The following is a 17,034-nucleotide window of genomic DNA, read 5'->3' on the forward strand; positions in this document are numbered from 1 at the left end:
GGCGCGCCACATGCCCGTCGTGGATGTCAAGGAAGGTTCGGCCGTCCCGGAGCGGGCAACCGAAGGCGTGGAGCGCTCGCGCCGCATGGAAGACGAACTGCGCGAACAGAACGAACGTTTTTCAGCCGCGGTCGAGAACATGTCGCATGGCCTGTGCATGTTCGATGCCGATGAGCGCATGATCATCTGCAACGGCAACTACATCAACATCTTCCGTCTCGACGCCAAGCTGATGCGGCCGGGAATCCGTTTCATCGACATCTTGCGGCACAGCGTCGAGATCGGCGTCGCCTCGCAAAGTGCCGATGAACTCTACGCCATCCGCAAGCCCTATATCGACCAGGCAAAACCCTCGATTTACGAAGAGACGCTGTCGGATGGCCGCATCATCAGCATCTCGCACCGCCCGCTGACCCCGGGCGGCTGGGTCTCGATCTATGAGGACATCACCGAACAGCGGCGCGCCGAGCAGGACCTCAAGGAGCAGCATCGCCGTTTCGACGCCGCACTCGCCAACATGTCGCAGGGCTTGATGATGTACGACGCCGCCGGCAAGCTGATCGTGCGTAACGGGCGTTTCCTGGAACTCTACAACGTCACCGCGGCGGACTTCCCACTTGGAACGACGCATCGCGACGCGCTGGAACGATTGCTGGAACTCGGCATCTACACGAAGATCGACGTCGACAGCGAGGTCGCTAAGACCGAAGCCTGCCGGCGGGCAGGGAAAAAGCATTCGGCCTATCGGCATCTTACCGACGGCAGGACGATTCTGGTCACACGCCAGCCGATGAGCGGCGGCGGCTGGGTGGCGACCTTCGACGACGTTACCGAACGCCGCCGTACCGAAGAGCGCATGACCCATCTTGCGCATCACGACACGCTGACCGGACTGCCCAACCGCTCGATGTTTCGCGAACGGCTCGACCTGGCGCTCGAGGACGTGACGGCCACGCCGCTGGCGATCTTCTCGCTCGATCTCGACCGCTTCAAGGCGGTCAACGATACATGGGGACATCCCGCCGGCGACTGGCTGCTGAAAAGCGTCGCCGAGAGGCTGCAGGGTTGCCTGCGCAATGAAACAGACATAGTCGCCCGCTTCGGGGGCGACGAGTTCGTCGTCATGCAGTTCAATTTCAAGGACATCGCCGATGCTGAAAAACTGGCGAAGCGCATCGTCGAGACAATCGCAAAACCGTTTCGCGACAGGGGCCGGGACATGCATGTCGGGATCAGCCTGGGCATCGCCGTTTTCCCCGACGACGGCAGGGACGCCGATACGCTGCTGAAAAACGCCGATACGGCGCTCTATCGGGCGAAGAGCGAGGGGCGCAACCTTTATCGCTTCTTCGAACCCGGAATGGACGCCATGGTGCAAGCCCGCCGGGCGCTTGAAGTCGACCTCGAGACCGCGCTGCCACGCCAGGAATTCGATCTCGACTTTCAGCCTATCATGAACATCGCCTCCGGCGACATCATCGGCGCGGAGGCGTTGATGCGCTGGCGTTCGCCGGCGCGCGGCACTGTCGCTCCGGATCAATTCATCCCGGTCGCGGAGGAAACCGGACTGATCGTGCCGCTTGGCGAGTGGGCATTGAGGACGGCCTGTGCGGCGGCGGCAAGCTGGCCTCCCGGCTTGCGCATTGCCGTGAATGTCTCGGCCGTGCAGCTCAAAAGCGGCGGGTTTGCCCGCGGCGTCATCTCGGCCCTGGCCTTTTCCGAGGTGCCGGCCAGCCAGTTGGAACTGGAAATCACCGAAACCGTGCTGATGGATGAGAGCAAAGCCGTGCTGAAGACGCTACGGCAGTTGCGCGAACTCGGCATCCGCATCGCGCTCGATGATTTCGGCACCGGCTATTCCTCGCTCGGCTACCTCAGGCGTTTCCCGGTCGACAAGATCAAGATCGACCGCTCTTTCATTCGCGACATGGGCAATCGCGATACGGCGGCGATCGTTCGCACCATCATCGCGCTCGGCACCGAGCTTGGCATTGTTGTCACGGCAGAGGGCGTCGAGACCGAGGTGCAACTCGACATGCTGCGCGAGAACGGCTGTGTCGAGGCGCAGGGGTATTTGATTGGCGTGCCCGCAAAGGCGGCGGCCATCCGTCGTCTGCTGAAATCGCGTGCGCTGCACAGCCAAACCGGCTGATCGCATCCGTACAAGGTCAACTCAGTGTTTCTAGGTATTTCTCATGGAAGCTGACATAGCCGGGCTCGACGACCTTGAGGTGCCGCTCGATCAGAGCATGGAACCGCGGCAGTTGATGAAACGGCACACCGGGATAGGCATGATGCTCGGCGTGAAAGGGCATGTTCCAGGCCAGCTTGCGCACTGCCCAGTTGGTCAGCGTCGTCCTGGTGTTTTCCAGCATGTTGGCAACGAACGGACAGCGGCCGTGCTCGGCCAAGAGATAGAGCCGAAGGAATGGCTGACCGAGCAAAGCGGGGATGATCCAGACATGGAGAAGCGCGGTGAGCCGGAAATACACGGCGAGCAGAATGACCACGGCGTAGAAGGCAATCATGGCGCGCGCCTCGGCCCGCACCTTGGGCCGGCCTTTCGGCGGCACGTAACTATCCCGGCATTTACCCATCGCATTGGCATGAAGGGTCTTGAGATGGCCCCACCACACCGGGATGCCGGAAACATGGACGAGGTACTGCCGCAGCGTTTCCGGTTTGGGAAAGGCCAGTTCCGGATCATTTTCCGGATCCTGGGTGAAGCGGTGATGGGCGAAATGGAAGTAGCGGAACCAGTCGGCCGGCAGCGCGAGCGCCAGGCTGCACAGCCGGGCCACGGCATCGTTCAGCCACTGAGACTCGAAGGCCGTGCGATGAACCGTCTCGTGTAGCAGCGTAAACAGGAACACGATGAGGAGGCCTTGCGGCAGCATCAGCAGCGGCCAGAATGGTACCTTGGCCGCAATCAGCAACCCAATGACCACAATCGCGCCCCAGTGAGCGCCGAGCTGGACGAGACCCGCGACGTCCGACTTGGCCGTCAGGCGATTGCGCTCTTCCGGGGTCAAGGATGCAATTATGTCACGGTGGTCCATTGGCCTCGATCCAGGCTGGAGATTTGATGAGGCCCACTCTAGTCGCTAAAAAACCTTCCCAAAAACAACGATTTCTGCAATTTTGATAAGCTTAACTTATCTATCTGCCGGTCATGGTCGCACTTCCATCCCTAAAAGGACTTCAGGCTTTCGAGGCCGCGGCGCGTACCGGCAGCTTCGCCGCGGCGGCGGAAGAGCTTTCCGTCTCGGCCGCCGCCATCAGCCAGCTTATCCGCACCGTCGAGGAGCAGATGGGCCGCAAGCTGTTTCATCGGGTCAACCGTAGAGTTGTCCTCAGCGAGGCAGGCGTCGAAATGCTGCCACGGCTGACCATGGCCTTCCAGGAAATCGGCAGTGTCTCGCGCGAACTGAGCGGCGATGCTTTCCGCCCGCGCTTGGTGGTCTCGGTGCCGCCGTCCATGGCGATGGGCTGGCTTTCGCAGCGTCTCGCGGGCTTCGTCGCAAGCTATGGCGCCGCCGATATATCGCTTCGCGGCGATGACGACCCGGTGCCGTTCGACCGTGAGCTGATCGACATCCGGCTCTCCTACGGTCCGCATTATCGCGAGCACTCGACCGAAGAGATCGTCCGGGACGCCGTCTATCCCGTCTGCGCGCCACAGCTTTCCGGCATGATCAAGGCGGATGGCGATGCGCTCGCCGGGCTGCCGCTGATCCACACCGACTGGGGACCGACGGGCGCGTCATTTCCGTCCTGGCGCAACTGGTTCGAGGCGGCCGGTGTCGAACCAGGCCGGGCGGCGCAGCGCGGCTTGTCGGCCAACTCGTCGCGCGCAGCTCTCGACCTCGCCATTTCGGGGCTGGGCGTGGCACTGGCGCAAGGAGTCTACTGCGCCGAGGCGGTGGAGGACGGCAGGTTGATGCGGCCCGCCGAAAGGGCGATTGCATTGCGCCAATCCTATTGCCTGACGATCCCGGAGCGGAGCGCAAGGCGCGATGTCGTGGTGGCGTTTCGCGATTGGCTGATCAATGAATGCCGGCGTGCAGTGGGCTCGCCGACGCTCTGTTGACCCGACATACAGCGATGGTCAAAGGTGCCCGCTCAGCGCCGCCACCATGTCCTTGCTGGTGGCCACCGGGACGATCTCGAACTCGACGAGGTCAGCCCATTCCCCGGTCGCGGAAGCGACGGTAGATGTCCCTGCGGTCGCGGCCGGTGAAATCCTCGATCACGATGAACTGCATGTTCCCCCCGGCGAATTATCGTCCCGGCCGATCGAGCCGCTCCAGGAACCATTGCGTCAGCCGGACCCAGACCTCGTCCTTCTCGCCCGAATCCTCCCAGCCATGGTCGAGGTTGGGATTGTCGTTGACCTCGATGACGAAGACGCCGTCCTTGGTCTCCTTGAGGTCGACGCCGTAGAGGCCGTCGCCGATGCAGCGCGCTGCCTTCACCGCCGTCTCGACGACATGGGCCGGCGTCTCCTTCAGCGTGAAGGTCTTGATCCCGCCCTGGTCCGGCTTGCCATTGGCCTTGTGGTTGACGATCTGCCAGTGCTTCTTGGCCATCAGATAGTGCACGGCAAACAATGGCTGACCGCCGAGCACGCCAACGCGCCAGTCATATTCGGTCGGGATGAATTTCTGCGCGATGAGGAGGTCGGAATCCTCCAGCCATTCGGTTGCAAGCGTCTTCAGCTCCTCGAAGCTGGCGCATTTCTTGACGCCACGCGAGAAGGACGAATCCGGGATCTTCAGCACCAGCGGGAACCCCAACGTCTGCGCCGCAAGCTCGAGATCCGAAGCGCCGGCGATCATCACCGTCGGCGGCACCGGCACCTTGTTGTAGGACATCAACTCGTTGAGATAGACCTTGTTGGTACAGCGGATCATCGACAGCGGATCATCAATGACCGGCATGCCTTCCTGCTGGGCGCGGCGGGCGAAACGATAGGTGTGGTTTGAGATCGAGGTGGTCTCGCGGATGAACAGCGCGTCGTAATTCGCGAGCTTGGCGAGATCCTTCCTGGTGATGGGCTCGATTTCGACCCCCATCTTCTCGGCGATCTTGGCCCAGTAGCGCAGCGACGAGATTTCCGACGGGGGCAATTCCTCATGCGGATCGACCAGCGTGGCGAAGGTGTAGCGCGCCGGCGTGCGGCCCTTGGTGTCGCGCCACTCGCGGTTGGTGTAGGTCTCCAGGCACTGGATGAAGTGCGCCTCTTCCTCCTCGGTCATCCGCGCCAGCGGATGGAAGCCGATCTTGCGGATCGAGGCCCATTCGGCGCTGTCCTTGATATGGACTTCGAGCGCCGGCGCCCTGAACCAGTCGAACAACAGCTTGGCGAAACGGTCCCACACCTTGGAGGGCCCGATGCCGAAGAAGATGCACACCTTCGCCGGAAAGGCGCCGCCGAGATCCTTGCGGCATTTGTTGAGCGCCAGCTCCAGTTCCGGCAGCGCATGCTCATAGAGCTTGCGCTCCGACAGGTCGATCATCGTCTCGACGGTCGGGATGACCTTGTGACCGCGCGAGCTCGCCAGCAGCGAGGCATAATAGCCGCGGCTCTGGTAGCCGTAGTTGTTCGACAGGTTGATGACCTTCGGCCGCTGGCCCCGGAACAGCGCCGGATGTGCAAGATAGTCGCGGTTGGTGATGATCTTGTGCGGTGTCGCCACCTGGTCGAGGTCGCTCTGCCTGCCGGTAAGGATGACCCAGGTCATTGTGTGTCGCGCTTCCCCAGAGTGATGGCGGCGCGCAGTCCGTCGCGGCCGAACTGCGCCATGTTCATGAAGATGCCGTAGGGCACGGGAATATTGGCGGCATCAAGGATGGTTTCCTGCCTTTCGTCCTCGACCCAGGGATCGTGGATCAGAATATGATCGCCGTCATCGCCGATGGCCAGCACCCAGTGCGGCACCTTCTTGCCGAACATCAGGAAGCCGCTGATCAGCACCAGCACCAGCTTTCCCGCGGCGATCGCGGTTCTGATGTCATCGATGGTGAACGAGCGGTAATTCACCGGGATGCCGTAAAGTTCCGCGCGGCGGCGAAAGTCGACCTGCGCCAGTTCCATTACCCGGCGCTTTTCCTCGCTGCGCACCGACTGCAGGAACAGCGCGCCGTAGAAGGAAACGAAGATTTCCGCGGCGAGCCCGCTTTCGTACCCCGAGACAGCCAGGCCGAACGGTTCGCAGCCGCCCGGCCCAGACATCATGAAGACAGTCGTCGCCTCGCGCCAGAGGCGGATTTCCATCACCGGATCGGGCACGAAACCGCGGTCGAAATTGGCCATGGCCATCATCAGGCAACAGGGGCCGCAGGTGAATTCGCAGGTCTGTTGGTAGAATGGCACCCGGGTGGCGACCGCAAGGTCGCCGCGCAAGGTCTTTTCATAGCGAAGCGCGGTGGCGCCGTCCTCGTAGTAGCCAGGCTCCCGGCCAATCTTGCGGTAGCCGGCAAGCTCGTAGATGCGGATGGCACGGCCGTTATCCTCGCGCACTTCGAGACGCAGCATCATACGATCGTGCTCGAAGGCCGCCTCCTCCGCCGACGACAACAGCTGGCGCCCGATGCCGAGCGCGCCGAAAAACGGGCCGACAGCTATGGAATAGAGCCGCGCCACGCCACTGCCCTTGCGAAACAGCACGATCGCATAGCCGGCGACGCGGCCGTCGACTTCGGCGACCAGAGTCTCGGCGGTCTCACGCTCGATGAACAGACGAAAAGAGCGTCGCGAAATGCGATCGCTCGAGAAAACGGCTTTCTCGATGGCGGCGAGATCATCGACGTCAGACGCGCGGGCCGTGCGGATATCGGCAGGCATGCGACTTGAGAAAACCTCGATTGGGTTGCGGAACCGGCCCCGGTCAAAGGCGTCGCAAACACCGGCCGAAGCGCCGGTATTCATGAAGCGCTATCGCTCCCTGATTAGGGCCGAATTGTGACAGTTTCCTCGACGGCATGGAAGCGGCCTGGCTTTGAACAGGATCGCTGTCTCGAGGCTCCGCCGGCTGCGAAAATAGCCGCCAACTCAGCTTGCGAGACCTGCCAGAAGCTGGCCATAAGCGCTCTTTGCCACCACTGCCAATTGGTCACGCGGCAGCGAGCCAACGACGGCGCAGCCATAGCCCTTGTCCAGCCAGTAGATGGCCTGCGGACCCGCCTGCGCCGAAGCATAGGTGCCCGTGGCATTTTCCGCCGATTCCGCCGTCACGAACAGGGATATGCGCTCTCCCTTGTCGTCCTCGTAAAGCAGCATCGCGGCCTTGCTTTCGCCGGCCGGCAGCAGCCGACCGCCGATCAGTTGAAAACCGTTCGCGGTCAGGTCCGGTGCCACCAGTTTCAGGCCGACCCGGTTGGACAGCCAGGTCTGCAAATGATCCTTGTCGCTGGCCGGCACTTCCACCGCGTGCCGCTTCTCGGCCGCGTAGATGACGTGGGCGGCAATCGCCTGTTCGGCGAGCCGGTCTTCCGCCGGATCCTCCTGCCCGATGCCGCCAATGCCGGCGACGTAGCCGCCAATTCCACCCGCAGCCAGAAGCACGGCCGCGGCCGCGCCAAGCCACCAGCGTGAACGTGGCGCCTCTGCCTTGACCGGCGTTTCGCCGAGCACGACCTTGCGCAATCGCACTGGTACGGCCTCATCCAGCACGCCGGCAAGGGCGGCGCGCAATGCCTCCCGGTCGGCGGTGAAGCGGGCGCTCCTGGCCTTCATCTCAGGATTGGCCTCGAGCCAGGCTTCATAGGTGACACGCTCATCGGCTGGCAGTTCGCCGTCGAGCGCCATGTGGATGTCACGTTCGGAAAAATCGCGGCGGATCATTTCTCGACGATCCTTATCGCGCGGCGGCGTGCCGTGTCGTCCAGCAACCCACGCAGTTCCTCACGCCCGCGCGCAATGCGTGACATCAGCGTACCAGCGGGCACGCCCAGAATGTTGGCGGCTTCGGCGTAGGAGAAGCCTTCAATGGCAACCATGACAAGGGCCGCGCGGCGATCGGGGCTGATCGCCTGCAATGCGTCGATGATCTCGCGTGAGGCGATGCCGTCCAATTGCTCGGCCGGTTGGGCTACCGTCTCGCCCGCCTCCAGCGGCAGCATCGCCGCTTCGCCGCGGCGATTCACCTTGCGCATCTGGTCGATGAACAAATGATGCATGATCGTAAACAGCCACCTCCTGGGGCTTTCTCCTGTCTGCCAGTTGTCGAGCCGCAGCAGTGCGCGCTCGAGGCAGTCCTGAACGAGGTCGTCGGCAGCATCGCGGTCGCGCAAAAGCGAGCGTGCATAACGGCGCAGGCGCGGTATTTCGCCAAGGATTGCTGCCTTCTTTTCGTCCATGACCGCTGGTTCTGAGCTCGCCCTTATTGATCTCGATTGAACGCGCCTTCCCGGCGTGGCGCAAGCGGCCAGCGCGAAGCGGTCCGCCGCCCCGGTCACCCAAGCAATGAGATAACGCTGGCGGGTGCCGGTTTATTCCGGCTGGATTGAATTTCCCCCATCATTGCTCGCCTACAGATACCGTCTCCCTCGCCGCCCGCGTCAGAAGCCGCTGGTAGAACAGGCCGATGCCGATCAGCACGGCGCCCAGGCCGATGAAGGACAGCGCCCTGAGCACGCCTTCCAGTTCCGACATGTCGAACAGGAAGACCTTCAGCACGGCGACCGCGATCAGCACGGCGGAGGCAACGCGCAGCACCTGCGACCTCAGCCAGACGCCGGCGGTGAGCAACGCTACGCCGATGACCAGCCACAACGCCGAATAAGTGTAGGTCTCCAGCTGACCGAGTCCGCTCCACAGGCCGATGAACTCGCCCTTGAACAGGCGTCTTACCGACAGCGTGGCATAGGCGAAGGCAAGAAGAGCCGCGACCAGCGCCAGCATCGCCGAATACCATTTCGGCCGCTTGCCTCGGGCATAGAGCGCCAACCCGCCGGCGGCGACGGCCGGCAAGAGATAGGCCAGGAACACCAGGTTGAAGACCGGAATCCGGCCGGTGGATTCGTCCGTAAACAGCGGATCGAGCACCAGGAAGTGCTGGACGATGACGAAAGCGGCTGAAACCACGCCGGCGGCCATCGAGCCGTAACGCAGCACCGAGCTTGGCGAGCGCCGGTCTATGGCGACCAGGATGGCGCCGGCGCCGATGGCGATCAGCGTGTAGATCGCCTGCTCGGCAAGCGTTGGCGCATCGCTGTTGATGATGCCGCCATGCATCGCATGACGCACCAACATGGCAATGGTGAGCAGCGCAAACAGCGCCGCTGCCGCTTCCATGGCGAGGCGCGGGCGGCCATTGGTGGTGCGGGCGAGCTGCCAGGCGGTGAAGCCGAAAGCGAGCGCGGGTATGCCGTAGCCAAGCAGCAGCCAGTTGAACACCGGCGTCCTGGAAAGGAATTCCGCGCCGACGATGGTCGGATCGAAGGCGACGCGGCCAAGCACAGCAATCACCGCGCCGACAGCAATCCAGCCGAGCACGGGATAAGAGCGCCAGCGGGTCGCCAATGCGGGCACAATTGTCGCCGCACCCAGCAGGACAGTGGTCCAGCCGGAAACGAAAGCCATGTGCAGCATCAGCAGGCCAGCGACGGCCGCGCCACCCAAGGCAAACGACACCGCCATGCCGCCCTTGAGCGGCTTCTCGACCCGCGCGATCCACTCGCCGCCAGCGGCGAAAACCACAACCAGAAGAGCTGCGACGGCGGCATAGGCGAAGTCTCGGTCGAGATCGCCAAAGGTGAGCCACAGCGCCAGCAGGATGACCAGCGGCACGACAACGCCCCATGCCGCCCATGAGGCGGCGCGTATCTGTGTTGCGGCGGCAAATCTTCGCGCCGCCCAGAGCCCGGCGCCAATGAAGACGAGGCCCAGTGCCGGGCCAATGCGCAATGTCAGCGTATTGGCGATGGCCAAAGGCGAGCCATCAACGCCCAAGACGCCATTCGAAAAGTCGGAAGTGATTGAGGTCGGCGGGATGATGCCGAGATAGATCAGCGCCGTCGCCAGCCCCGCGGCGTAGAGCAGCGGCAGGGCCAGCGGACGGTAGAGCGCAACGGCCACCATCGCGGCAAGCAAGACCGCGCCCGGCACGGCATAGCCGGCAGCGGCAAAGACCGGGTCGACCGACAGGCCCAGCGCAGAGAGTGCGATGAACAAGCCAGGCACGACGGATGGCCAGTCGAATGCCTTGGCCGGTTCGGTTTCGCCGCCACGGCGGCCGAGCCAGGCAAAGGCGAGTACGGCGAGCGTGATGGCGTCGATGAACAGGATGGCGGAGAGGTTCGCGCCTGGCGCATCCATCATGTAAAGGACGGTCCAGATGCCCGTGCCGGCAAAAGCGGCCGCCATCTGCAATTTCCAGTCGCGCATGCGAGCGATAACGCCTGTGGCGGCCAGCACGATGGCGAGATAGCCGAATAGCGCCCAGGGATTGGGCGCCTGCGAGGCAACCAGCATTGGGGTTACAATGGCGCCGACGAGGCCGATGCCGGCCAGCGCTTGGCCGTGAACGAGAGCGGCGGCGATGGTGGCGATTCCGATGGCACCGAGCAACGTGAAGGCAAGTGCCGGCCCGATGAAGCCGTAGATGCCGTGAGCGGCATAGACAGCGCCGAACAGGATGAAGGCGCCTGCCGCCGTCAGGATCGCCGGAATGTAGGCGCCGGCCGCACCTTGCACCGGCACCCTGAAGCCGGTGCGGCGAATGAACTCGCCAGCGGCAACCAGCACCACCCCAAGCACGGCCGCCATGGTGAGCCGCACGCCAGGGCCGAAAATGCCGGCCTCGATGGTGTAGCGAATCAGGAACAGCCCGCCCAGCGCCAGCGCGATCCCACCGACCCAGACGGCCCAGCGGGTGCCGAGCGCCGTTTCGACGTCGGACCGGCGAGTGGCTTTCGCAGCGGCTGCCGGCGCGGCAGGTCCCGTTGCCGTCTGCGCCGCCTCGCCTGCGTTCCACGGGCCAGCCAGGACCTCGCCGGTCAGAGCTTCCACTTCCGTGGCCTGCCCCTGCGCGGTGATCGGCTCGCCCGCCGCCGGCGAGATATCGGCGGCCGCCACTGCCACCGGCGCCTCGTCCAACTTGCCATCGGCCGCAGCCTGTTCGGTCGGCTTGGCCACGGGCGGCGAAGCGCCTGAGAGCACAAGGCTACGCAGGGCGCCAAGTTCGCGCTCGATCAGACCGATGCGGTTCTGCTGGCGCGATATGATGACAAACAGGGCGATGATGGCGACAAGGCCGATCAGGTTCTCAAACATGGCGGTTCCCCCAAACCAGGCCAGTTTTCACTGACGTTTCGTCTCACTGACATTCAAATGCGGCGGCCAGGCGGCTGGAAAACTCAACGCGCCGCCAGATTGGCGGCCGGAAATATCGAACATGTCTCGGTGCCGAAAGCCAGAAGCTTACCGCGGGCATCCTTCAGCGTCGCTTCCGAAACGGCAAGCGTGCGGCCCTTGTGGACCACTTTGCCCTCGCAGACCACCTCGCCGGTCCTGGGCGTGATCGGCCGCGTCAGGTTCACCTTGAATTCCGCAGTCGTGTAGGCCTCGCCCTTTTCGAGCAGCGTCTGCACGGCGCAGGCCAGCGCCGAATCAAGCAGCGTTGCCGCCCAGCCGCCGTGTACGCCACCCAACGGGTTGAGGTGGCGCTCATTCGGCACGCCGCGGAACACGGCGCGGCCTTTCTCTACTTCAGTTAATGCGAAGCTGAGTTGGTAGGAGATCGGCGGTGCCGGATATTTGCCGTCGATAATGCGCTGCAGCAGTTCGAGGCCGGTATATTTCGTTATGTCGGCGTGCGGGATTGTGCCGAGGCCGAGCGACGAGACCCGGCCCGGATAGAGTTCGACTTCGCTCATGCCGCGTTCTCTCCGGCGATGGCCTTGCCACGCGCGTGGTGCTTGCGAAGTGCGGCAAGAAAACCGGTGCGGGCGTCGGGCTCGTTGATACCGCGCGGCTCATAGATATGGCGGGTAAAGAAGAAGCCGGTCAGCCGGAAGGCATCCTCGATCGCCGCCGGATCCGCGCGCAGACCGGAGCCGCGCTGCAGGAAAGCCGGCAGCACCAGCATCTTGCCGTGCCATGGCGCGCCTGCTTCACGCGACACCGCGCGGCCGGACTTCGGCGAGACATAGGCAAGATCCTGCCGCGTGCCGGTGGCGGCGCATTGGCTGAGATCAAGGCCGAAGCCGAGTTCATCGAGGATCAGAAGTTCGAAGCGCGCCACCAGTTCGCCAGCCGCATCGGCATCGTCAAGATGGACGATCATCACGGCGAGCGCTTCGTAAAGGCCGCCATGGGCGTCGCGCTCCGGCAGCAGGCGCAGATGCGCGGCCATGGTCTGCAGCCCGTAGACAGCGACGGCGCTGTCCATCAGCCGGGCGGCGTTCATCTCGATCGCCTCGGCCTGGAACGTGCCGAGATGCTCGTCAAGGCGCGCCCGCCATAAGAGATCGACGCGGTTGCCGGGCTGGAGAACGGGCTGCTGCTTGCGCGAGCGGCCGCCGCGCACGAGACCGAGATGGCGGCCATGCGCGCGGGTCATCACCTCGAGAATGGCGCTGGTTTCGCCATGCTTGCGGGTGCCGAGAATGATTCCCTCGTCGCGCCATTCCATCACAAAAGCTTTTCACCGGTTGAATGGCGAAATCAAGATGCGGCTCAGGTGTGGCCTACGGCTTTAGCCCTCGTCAAAACAAAGCCGCCCGCAGCGAATGCTGCGGGCGGCTTCTGGCAGATTAATCGATCAGAACGAGCGCTGGAAGCGGAGAATGCCGCCGACGTTGCTCTTTTTGGTTGCGCCGGCCCATACGGAATTGGCCGGGGTGTCATCGCCGACGTTCTGGTAGTCGACTTCAGCCGTGACCGTAAAGCCCGGCACAACGGTATAGGCAATGTTGGCGGCGATGCCGAGGTTCTTCCAGTCGTCATAGGAGACCTGGGCGTTGAACGAAGTCTTGGCGTTGAACTTGTAGGTGCCGCCGCCCCAGACTGCCCAGTTGCCGCCCCACTGCTTGTAGAAGCCACGGCCATGTGCGTCGATGACGTTGTTGGCGTCGTCCGTGAGGTTGTCGTCGGTGCCGTAGCCGCCCATGACGAACAGCGACAGTTCCTTGGTGACGTTGACGTCCAAACGGACCTTGCCGGCCACTTCCTCGTAGTTGCTGTCATAGGCGACAACGCCGGTGATCGCACCCCAGTCGGCCTTGTACTTCAAGCCGCCGACGACATGCGGAACATAGCTGTCGATGGTCCCGACGGTGCCGGCGCCTTCTTCGAGCGAGACCATCGCCGAGATGCCGTTGCCTGCGTCGAAGTAGTATTGAACGACGTTGCTCTCCTGGCCGCCATAGGGAACGATCGTGTCCTGGATGACGTTGCCCGCATAGCCGATGAAGGTATCGAAAGCCGTATCGTCCTTACCGACGCGCAGACCGCCGAGCTGGATGTAGGCGAAACGCAGCGACAGCGACTTGTTACGGCCCTGCCAGTCGGTGCTTCCGTTGACATAGTCGCCGCTGCTGTTGCCATAGTTGAAGCGGGTCTCGGTGTAGGTCTTCAAGGTGCCGAGCTCGGTCTCCTGACCGGTCCAGGTCTTCAGCGTGAAGCGGGTGTTCTTGTAGTAGGTCGAATGAGTGCCGTCGCCCTGATGGTCCGGGACATGGTTGACCCCGTCGAACGTGCCGGCATCGCCGACGCCGATGTCATAGCGGACATAGCCGCCGATGCGCAGGCAGGTCTCGGTGCCCGGGATGTAGAAGTAGCCGGCGCCGTAGACGTCGCAGATCTTGACGTATTCGGCCGGTTCCGGTTCGGCGACGACGACGGCGTCCGCGGCACGTGCGCCGGAGACCGCGATCAGTGCCGCGGCTGAGCCGAGAAGGAGGCTCTTGATGTTCATTTTCTGACCTCTCCAGTCAAGTTAAAAAATTAGCTTCGGATTTGTGGAAGACGGATCAATTTCGCCTCACCCCCACAGCGAAAACGGCCCGCACCGCGACCCCTTTTCGATCGCGAACATACCCATCGATCTTCAGCCTTCAATGACAATTCCATAAATAGGCCGGATTCCTGCCACAGATTAAATCCGTGTTGCACAAATAACACTAATTCATGCGCCTTCATTTTCAATGCAGCACAAATGGCACACCGTCGCATTTGTGTAATAATCCCGCCTTCTTTCGCGTCTAACTTTATTTTATTGACGTTTACCTTATATGTTTCAATTGGTGATTATACGCCACCTAAGTACATTAGGAAGTATTTGCTTCCCACTCTTGAATTGGTGAGAACGGGAGTCAACTCCATCTGCCGCGACGGAAGAAATCGCGCCGCCCCGGACGCCAGATCACTGACCGCATCGACGCGCTCCAAGGCAATCAGGACCGCGGCCAAGTGCCCCGCGAATCGGGGGAGGCTAGCGATATGCTCGTGCCGTGACGTTTCGCCTTCGATTCAACGATGGACGGACCAATGCGAGGCATGCCCCTTCCCCCCGGCACACCTATCGGCGGTGACACAGAAATGGGCAGCTGCAAAGGCGGCGCGCCAGTCTCGGCCGTCAGCGACGCGCCTTTTCATGCCCTAATGCGGAAACTCCAGCCCCATCTCGCGGTAGCGCTCGGGATCGTCGCCCCAGTTCTCGCGTACTTTCACGAACAGGAACAGGTGCACCTTCTGCTCGAGGATGCCCGAAATCTCCATGCGCGCCGCCTGGCCGATGGCGCGGATGGTCTCGCCCTTGTGGCCGAGCACGATCTTTTTCTGGCTGTCCCGCTCGACATAGATGACCTGCTCGATGCGCACCGAGCCATCCTTTTTCTCTTCCCATTTCTCGGTCTCGATGTGCGAGGAATAGGGCAACTCTTGATGCAGCCTGAGATAGAGTTTTTCACGGGTGATCTCGGCCGCCAGCTGGCGCATCGGCAGGTCCGAAATCTGGTCTTCCGGATAGTACCAGGGGCCGGCCGGCAGCGCCTGTGCCAGATAATCGAGCAGATCCTTGCAGCCGGAGCCGGTCAACGCCGAGACCATGAAGGTGCGCTGGAACGGCACCTTCTCGTTGGCTGCCGCGGACAGGGCGAGAAGCGCCTCTGGCTTCACCCGATCGACCTTGTTGAGGATCAGCGCCATCGGCTGGCGCACGTCCTTCAGCCGTTCGAGGATGGCTTCGGCATCGCCCCGGATGCCACGCTCGGCATCGATCAGCAACAGTACGATATCGGCATCCTTGGCACCGCCCCAGGCAGTCGTCACCATCGCCGTATCGAGGCGCCGCCTGGGCTTGAAGATGCCAGGCGTATCGACGAAGACGATCTGTGCATTGTCATGCGTGGCGATGCCGCGCACGATGGCGCGTGTCGTCTGCACCTTATGGGTGACGATCGACACCTTGGCGCCGACCAGTTGGTTGACCAGCGTCGACTTGCCAGCATTCGGTGCGCCGATCAGCGCGACGAAGCCGGAGTGCGTGGCGGGAGCAGCTGCGTTGTCTTCGGCGGTCATGCCGCGCTCCCTTCGTTGACCCAGACACCCTCACGAATCAGAAGAGCCGCGGCAGCGGCCTGCTCGGCCTCGCGCTTGGATCGGCCGGTGCCGGTTGCAGGCAGAAATGCGCCAACCCTTACGCTGATGGTGAACAGCGGATCGTGGTCCGGCCCTTCGCGGCTGTCGATCTGATAGGCAGGAACCGCGCTCGCCGCCTGGTGCGCCCATTCCTGCAATTCGGTCTTGGCGTCGCGGCGTGCCGCACCCGAGGCCTGCGAACGGGGCTGCCAGTATTTGTGGATGAAAGCACGCGCCGCCTCCAGCCCACCGTCCAGGTAGAGCACGGCGATCAGCGATTCCAGGGCGTCGGCCCGCAGATTGACGCGCTTGCGCCCTTCGAGCCCGCGCACATCCGATCCGGCACGGATCAGGTCCGGCAGCCCTATATCCTCCGCGATCTCGGAAAGCGCCTCGGCATTGACCAGCGCATTGAGGCGCAGCGACAGTTCGCCTTCCGCCGCGTCGGGAAACGCGGCCAGCAACATGTCGGCAACGACAAGGCCGAGAACCCGGTCACCGAGAAATTCGAAACGCTCATAATCGGAGCCGGCATTGGCGCCGCGTGCACTGGCATGGGTGAGCGCGCGCTGCAGACGCTGGCGGTCTGCAAAGGCATGGCCCGTATGTTCCACAAGCGCTTCGGCGAGCGCATCGGCGGTCAACCGCTTCGTTACCGCCATGACCCTAGTTGACAAAATGGAACAGGCGCGAAACGCGCATCAGCGACGGCCATTTCCAGATTTCGAGCGGGCTTGCCTTGCCGGCGATCGAGAAGAAGACAAGGTTGGCGCGGCCAACCAGGTTCTCGGCGGGAACATAGCCGACGGTGAACCGGCTGTCGGCGGAATTATCCCTGTTGTCGCCCATCATGAAATAGTGGCCGGGCGGCACGTCGAATTCGCGGGTGTTGTCGCCGATCGAGTTCGGCGACAGATCGAGCGTGTCGTATCTGACGCCGTTGGGCAATGTCTCGCGGTAGACGTCGATCGGATAATCCTTTTCCGTGATGTCGGGATTGTCGATCTGGCCGGTCTTCACGCGTGGCACGCCGACGCCGTTGATGAACAGCTGGCCATCCTTCATCTGGATCTTGTCGCCAGGCAAGCCGACCACGCGCTTGATGTAGTCAACGGACGGGTCCGGCGGGAACTTGAACACCACCACGTCGCCACGCTTGGGCTCGGAGCCCCAGATACGGCCCGAAAAGATGTCGGGCCCGAAAGGCAGCGAATAGCGCGAATAGCCGTAGGACCATTTGGTGACGAACAGATAGTCGCCTTCCAGAAGCGTCGGCCGCATCGATCCCGACGGGATCGAAAAGGGCTGAAACAAGAGCGTGCGGATAACGAGCGCGAGCAAGAGCGCCTGGACGATGACGCTGACGGTTTCGCCAAGCCCGCCGGATTTCTTCTGGGATTTTTCAGCCACGCTCATGTCGTCCTCGATTGTGCGTTGGATGTATAGAG

The 17,034-nt window shown here is 62.8% G+C and carries 15 protein-coding genes; 2 read left to right on the top strand and 13 right to left on the bottom strand.

Annotated features, from left to right (window positions below; genetic code table 11):
- The first annotated feature begins 10 nt into the window (after positions 1 to 10).
- Complete coding sequence (locus FJ548_RS26160; RefSeq protein WP_140698124.1) at positions 11 to 2,152, top strand: EAL domain-containing protein; 2,142 nt, start codon at positions 11 to 13, stop codon at positions 2,150 to 2,152.
- Positions 2,153 to 2,168: 16 nt separating this feature from the next.
- Here the strand turns inward: FJ548_RS26160 and FJ548_RS26165 are convergent, their stop codons facing one another.
- Positions 2,169 to 3,059, bottom strand: coding sequence for a fatty acid desaturase family protein (locus FJ548_RS26165; RefSeq protein WP_140698127.1), 891 nt, complete (start codon positions 3,057 to 3,059; stop codon positions 2,169 to 2,171).
- 113 nt (positions 3,060 to 3,172) lie between these two features.
- Between FJ548_RS26165 and FJ548_RS26170 the strand changes: the two genes are divergently transcribed.
- Positions 3,173 to 4,090 carry a LysR substrate-binding domain-containing protein gene (locus tag FJ548_RS26170; protein ID WP_140612815.1) on the top strand — a complete coding sequence of 306 codons (918 nt, stop codon included), beginning with the start codon at positions 3,173 to 3,175 and terminating at the stop codon, positions 4,088 to 4,090.
- Positions 4,091 to 4,108: 18 nt separating this feature from the next.
- On the opposite strand, the gene FJ548_RS30865 is transcribed toward FJ548_RS26170, so the two are convergent.
- The 12 genes from FJ548_RS30865 to lepB all read right to left on the bottom strand — a co-directional run bounded on the left by FJ548_RS30865 (position 4,109) and on the right by lepB (position 17,002).
- Entirely contained in the window at positions 4,109 to 4,243 is a 135-nt protein-coding gene (locus FJ548_RS30865; protein ID WP_348640948.1) for a DUF3303 family protein, read from the bottom strand.
- Between the two features lie 37 nt (positions 4,244 to 4,280).
- Positions 4,281 to 5,744 (bottom strand): RimK family protein, encoded by a 1,464-nt coding sequence (locus FJ548_RS26180; protein ID WP_140612814.1) that lies wholly within the window; start codon positions 5,742 to 5,744, stop codon positions 4,281 to 4,283.
- Positions 5,741 to 6,847, bottom strand: a complete 1,107-nt coding sequence (locus FJ548_RS26185; protein WP_140612813.1) for a peptidase C39 family protein — start codon at positions 6,845 to 6,847, stop codon at positions 5,741 to 5,743. The genes FJ548_RS26180 and FJ548_RS26185 overlap by 4 nt, the downstream gene beginning before the upstream one ends.
- Positions 6,848 to 7,054: 207 nt before the next feature.
- Positions 7,055 to 7,846, bottom strand: a complete 792-nt coding sequence (locus FJ548_RS26190) for an anti-sigma factor (protein WP_140612812.1) — start codon at positions 7,844 to 7,846, stop codon at positions 7,055 to 7,057.
- Positions 7,843 to 8,361 (bottom strand): RNA polymerase sigma factor, encoded by a 519-nt coding sequence (locus FJ548_RS26195; RefSeq protein WP_140612811.1) that lies wholly within the window; start codon positions 8,359 to 8,361, stop codon positions 7,843 to 7,845. Before FJ548_RS26195 ends, FJ548_RS26190 begins: the two co-directional genes overlap by 4 nt.
- Positions 8,362 to 8,521: 160 nt before the next feature.
- On the bottom strand, positions 8,522 to 11,278 hold the full coding sequence (locus FJ548_RS26200) for a DUF2339 domain-containing protein (RefSeq protein WP_140612810.1): 2,757 nt from the start codon (positions 11,276 to 11,278) through the stop codon (positions 8,522 to 8,524).
- 83 nt (positions 11,279 to 11,361) lie between these two features.
- Positions 11,362 to 11,880, bottom strand: a complete 519-nt coding sequence (locus FJ548_RS26205; protein WP_140779395.1) for a PaaI family thioesterase — start codon at positions 11,878 to 11,880, stop codon at positions 11,362 to 11,364.
- Complete coding sequence (recO, locus tag FJ548_RS26210) at positions 11,877 to 12,638, bottom strand: DNA repair protein RecO (RefSeq protein ID WP_140612833.1); 762 nt, start codon at positions 12,636 to 12,638, stop codon at positions 11,877 to 11,879. The genes FJ548_RS26205 and recO overlap by 4 nt, the downstream gene beginning before the upstream one ends.
- Positions 12,639 to 12,767: 129 nt before the next feature.
- Positions 12,768 to 13,922, bottom strand: a complete 1,155-nt coding sequence (locus FJ548_RS26215) for a porin (protein ID WP_140612808.1) — start codon at positions 13,920 to 13,922, stop codon at positions 12,768 to 12,770.
- A gap of 683 nt (positions 13,923 to 14,605) precedes the next feature.
- Positions 14,606 to 15,526 carry a GTPase Era gene (gene era / locus FJ548_RS26220; protein WP_140612807.1) on the bottom strand — a complete coding sequence of 307 codons (921 nt, stop codon included), beginning with the start codon at positions 15,524 to 15,526 and terminating at the stop codon, positions 14,606 to 14,608.
- Complete coding sequence (gene rnc / locus FJ548_RS26225; RefSeq protein ID WP_140612806.1) at positions 15,523 to 16,248, bottom strand: ribonuclease III; 726 nt, start codon at positions 16,246 to 16,248, stop codon at positions 15,523 to 15,525. Before rnc ends, era begins: the two co-directional genes overlap by 4 nt.
- Before the next feature lie 4 nt (positions 16,249 to 16,252).
- Positions 16,253 to 17,002: a signal peptidase I gene (gene lepB / locus FJ548_RS26230; protein ID WP_140612805.1), complete on the bottom strand. Its 750-nt coding sequence runs from the start codon at positions 17,000 to 17,002 to the stop codon at positions 16,253 to 16,255.
- Positions 17,003 to 17,034 lie beyond the last annotated feature (32 nt).

It is taken from the genome of Mesorhizobium sp. B2-4-17 (assembly GCF_006441275.1).
Taxonomy (GTDB): Bacteria; Pseudomonadota; Alphaproteobacteria; order Rhizobiales; family Rhizobiaceae; genus Mesorhizobium.

Coding starts and splice junctions, on each gene's coding strand:
- FJ548_RS26200 (WP_140612810.1), bottom strand. CDS start 11,278: ATGTTTGAGAACCTGATCGGCCTTGTCGCCATCATCGCCCTGTTTGTC.
- FJ548_RS26215 (WP_140612808.1), bottom strand. CDS start 13,922: ATGAACATCAAGAGCCTCCTTCTCGGCTCAGCCGCGGCACTGATCGCG.
- rnc (WP_140612806.1), bottom strand. CDS start 16,248: ATGGCGGTAACGAAGCGGTTGACCGCCGATGCGCTCGCCGAAGCGCTT.
- lepB (WP_140612805.1), bottom strand. CDS start 17,002: ATGAGCGTGGCTGAAAAATCCCAGAAGAAATCCGGCGGGCTTGGCGAA.
- FJ548_RS26170 (WP_140612815.1), top strand. CDS start 3,173: ATGGTCGCACTTCCATCCCTAAAAGGACTTCAGGCTTTCGAGGCCGCG.
- era (WP_140612807.1), bottom strand. CDS start 15,526: ATGACCGCCGAAGACAACGCAGCTGCTCCCGCCACGCACTCCGGCTTC.
- FJ548_RS26190 (WP_140612812.1), bottom strand. CDS start 7,846: ATGATCCGCCGCGATTTTTCCGAACGTGACATCCACATGGCGCTCGAC.
- FJ548_RS26180 (WP_140612814.1), bottom strand. CDS start 5,744: ATGACCTGGGTCATCCTTACCGGCAGGCAGAGCGACCTCGACCAGGTG.
- FJ548_RS26160 (WP_140698124.1), top strand. CDS start 11: ATGCCCGTCGTGGATGTCAAGGAAGGTTCGGCCGTCCCGGAGCGGGCA.
- FJ548_RS26205 (WP_140779395.1), bottom strand. CDS start 11,880: ATGAGCGAAGTCGAACTCTATCCGGGCCGGGTCTCGTCGCTCGGCCTC.
- FJ548_RS26165 (WP_140698127.1), bottom strand. CDS start 3,059: ATGGACCACCGTGACATAATTGCATCCTTGACCCCGGAAGAGCGCAAT.
- FJ548_RS26195 (WP_140612811.1), bottom strand. CDS start 8,361: ATGGACGAAAAGAAGGCAGCAATCCTTGGCGAAATACCGCGCCTGCGC.
- FJ548_RS26185 (WP_140612813.1), bottom strand. CDS start 6,847: ATGCCTGCCGATATCCGCACGGCCCGCGCGTCTGACGTCGATGATCTC.
- recO (WP_140612833.1), bottom strand. CDS start 12,638: ATGGAATGGCGCGACGAGGGAATCATTCTCGGCACCCGCAAGCATGGC.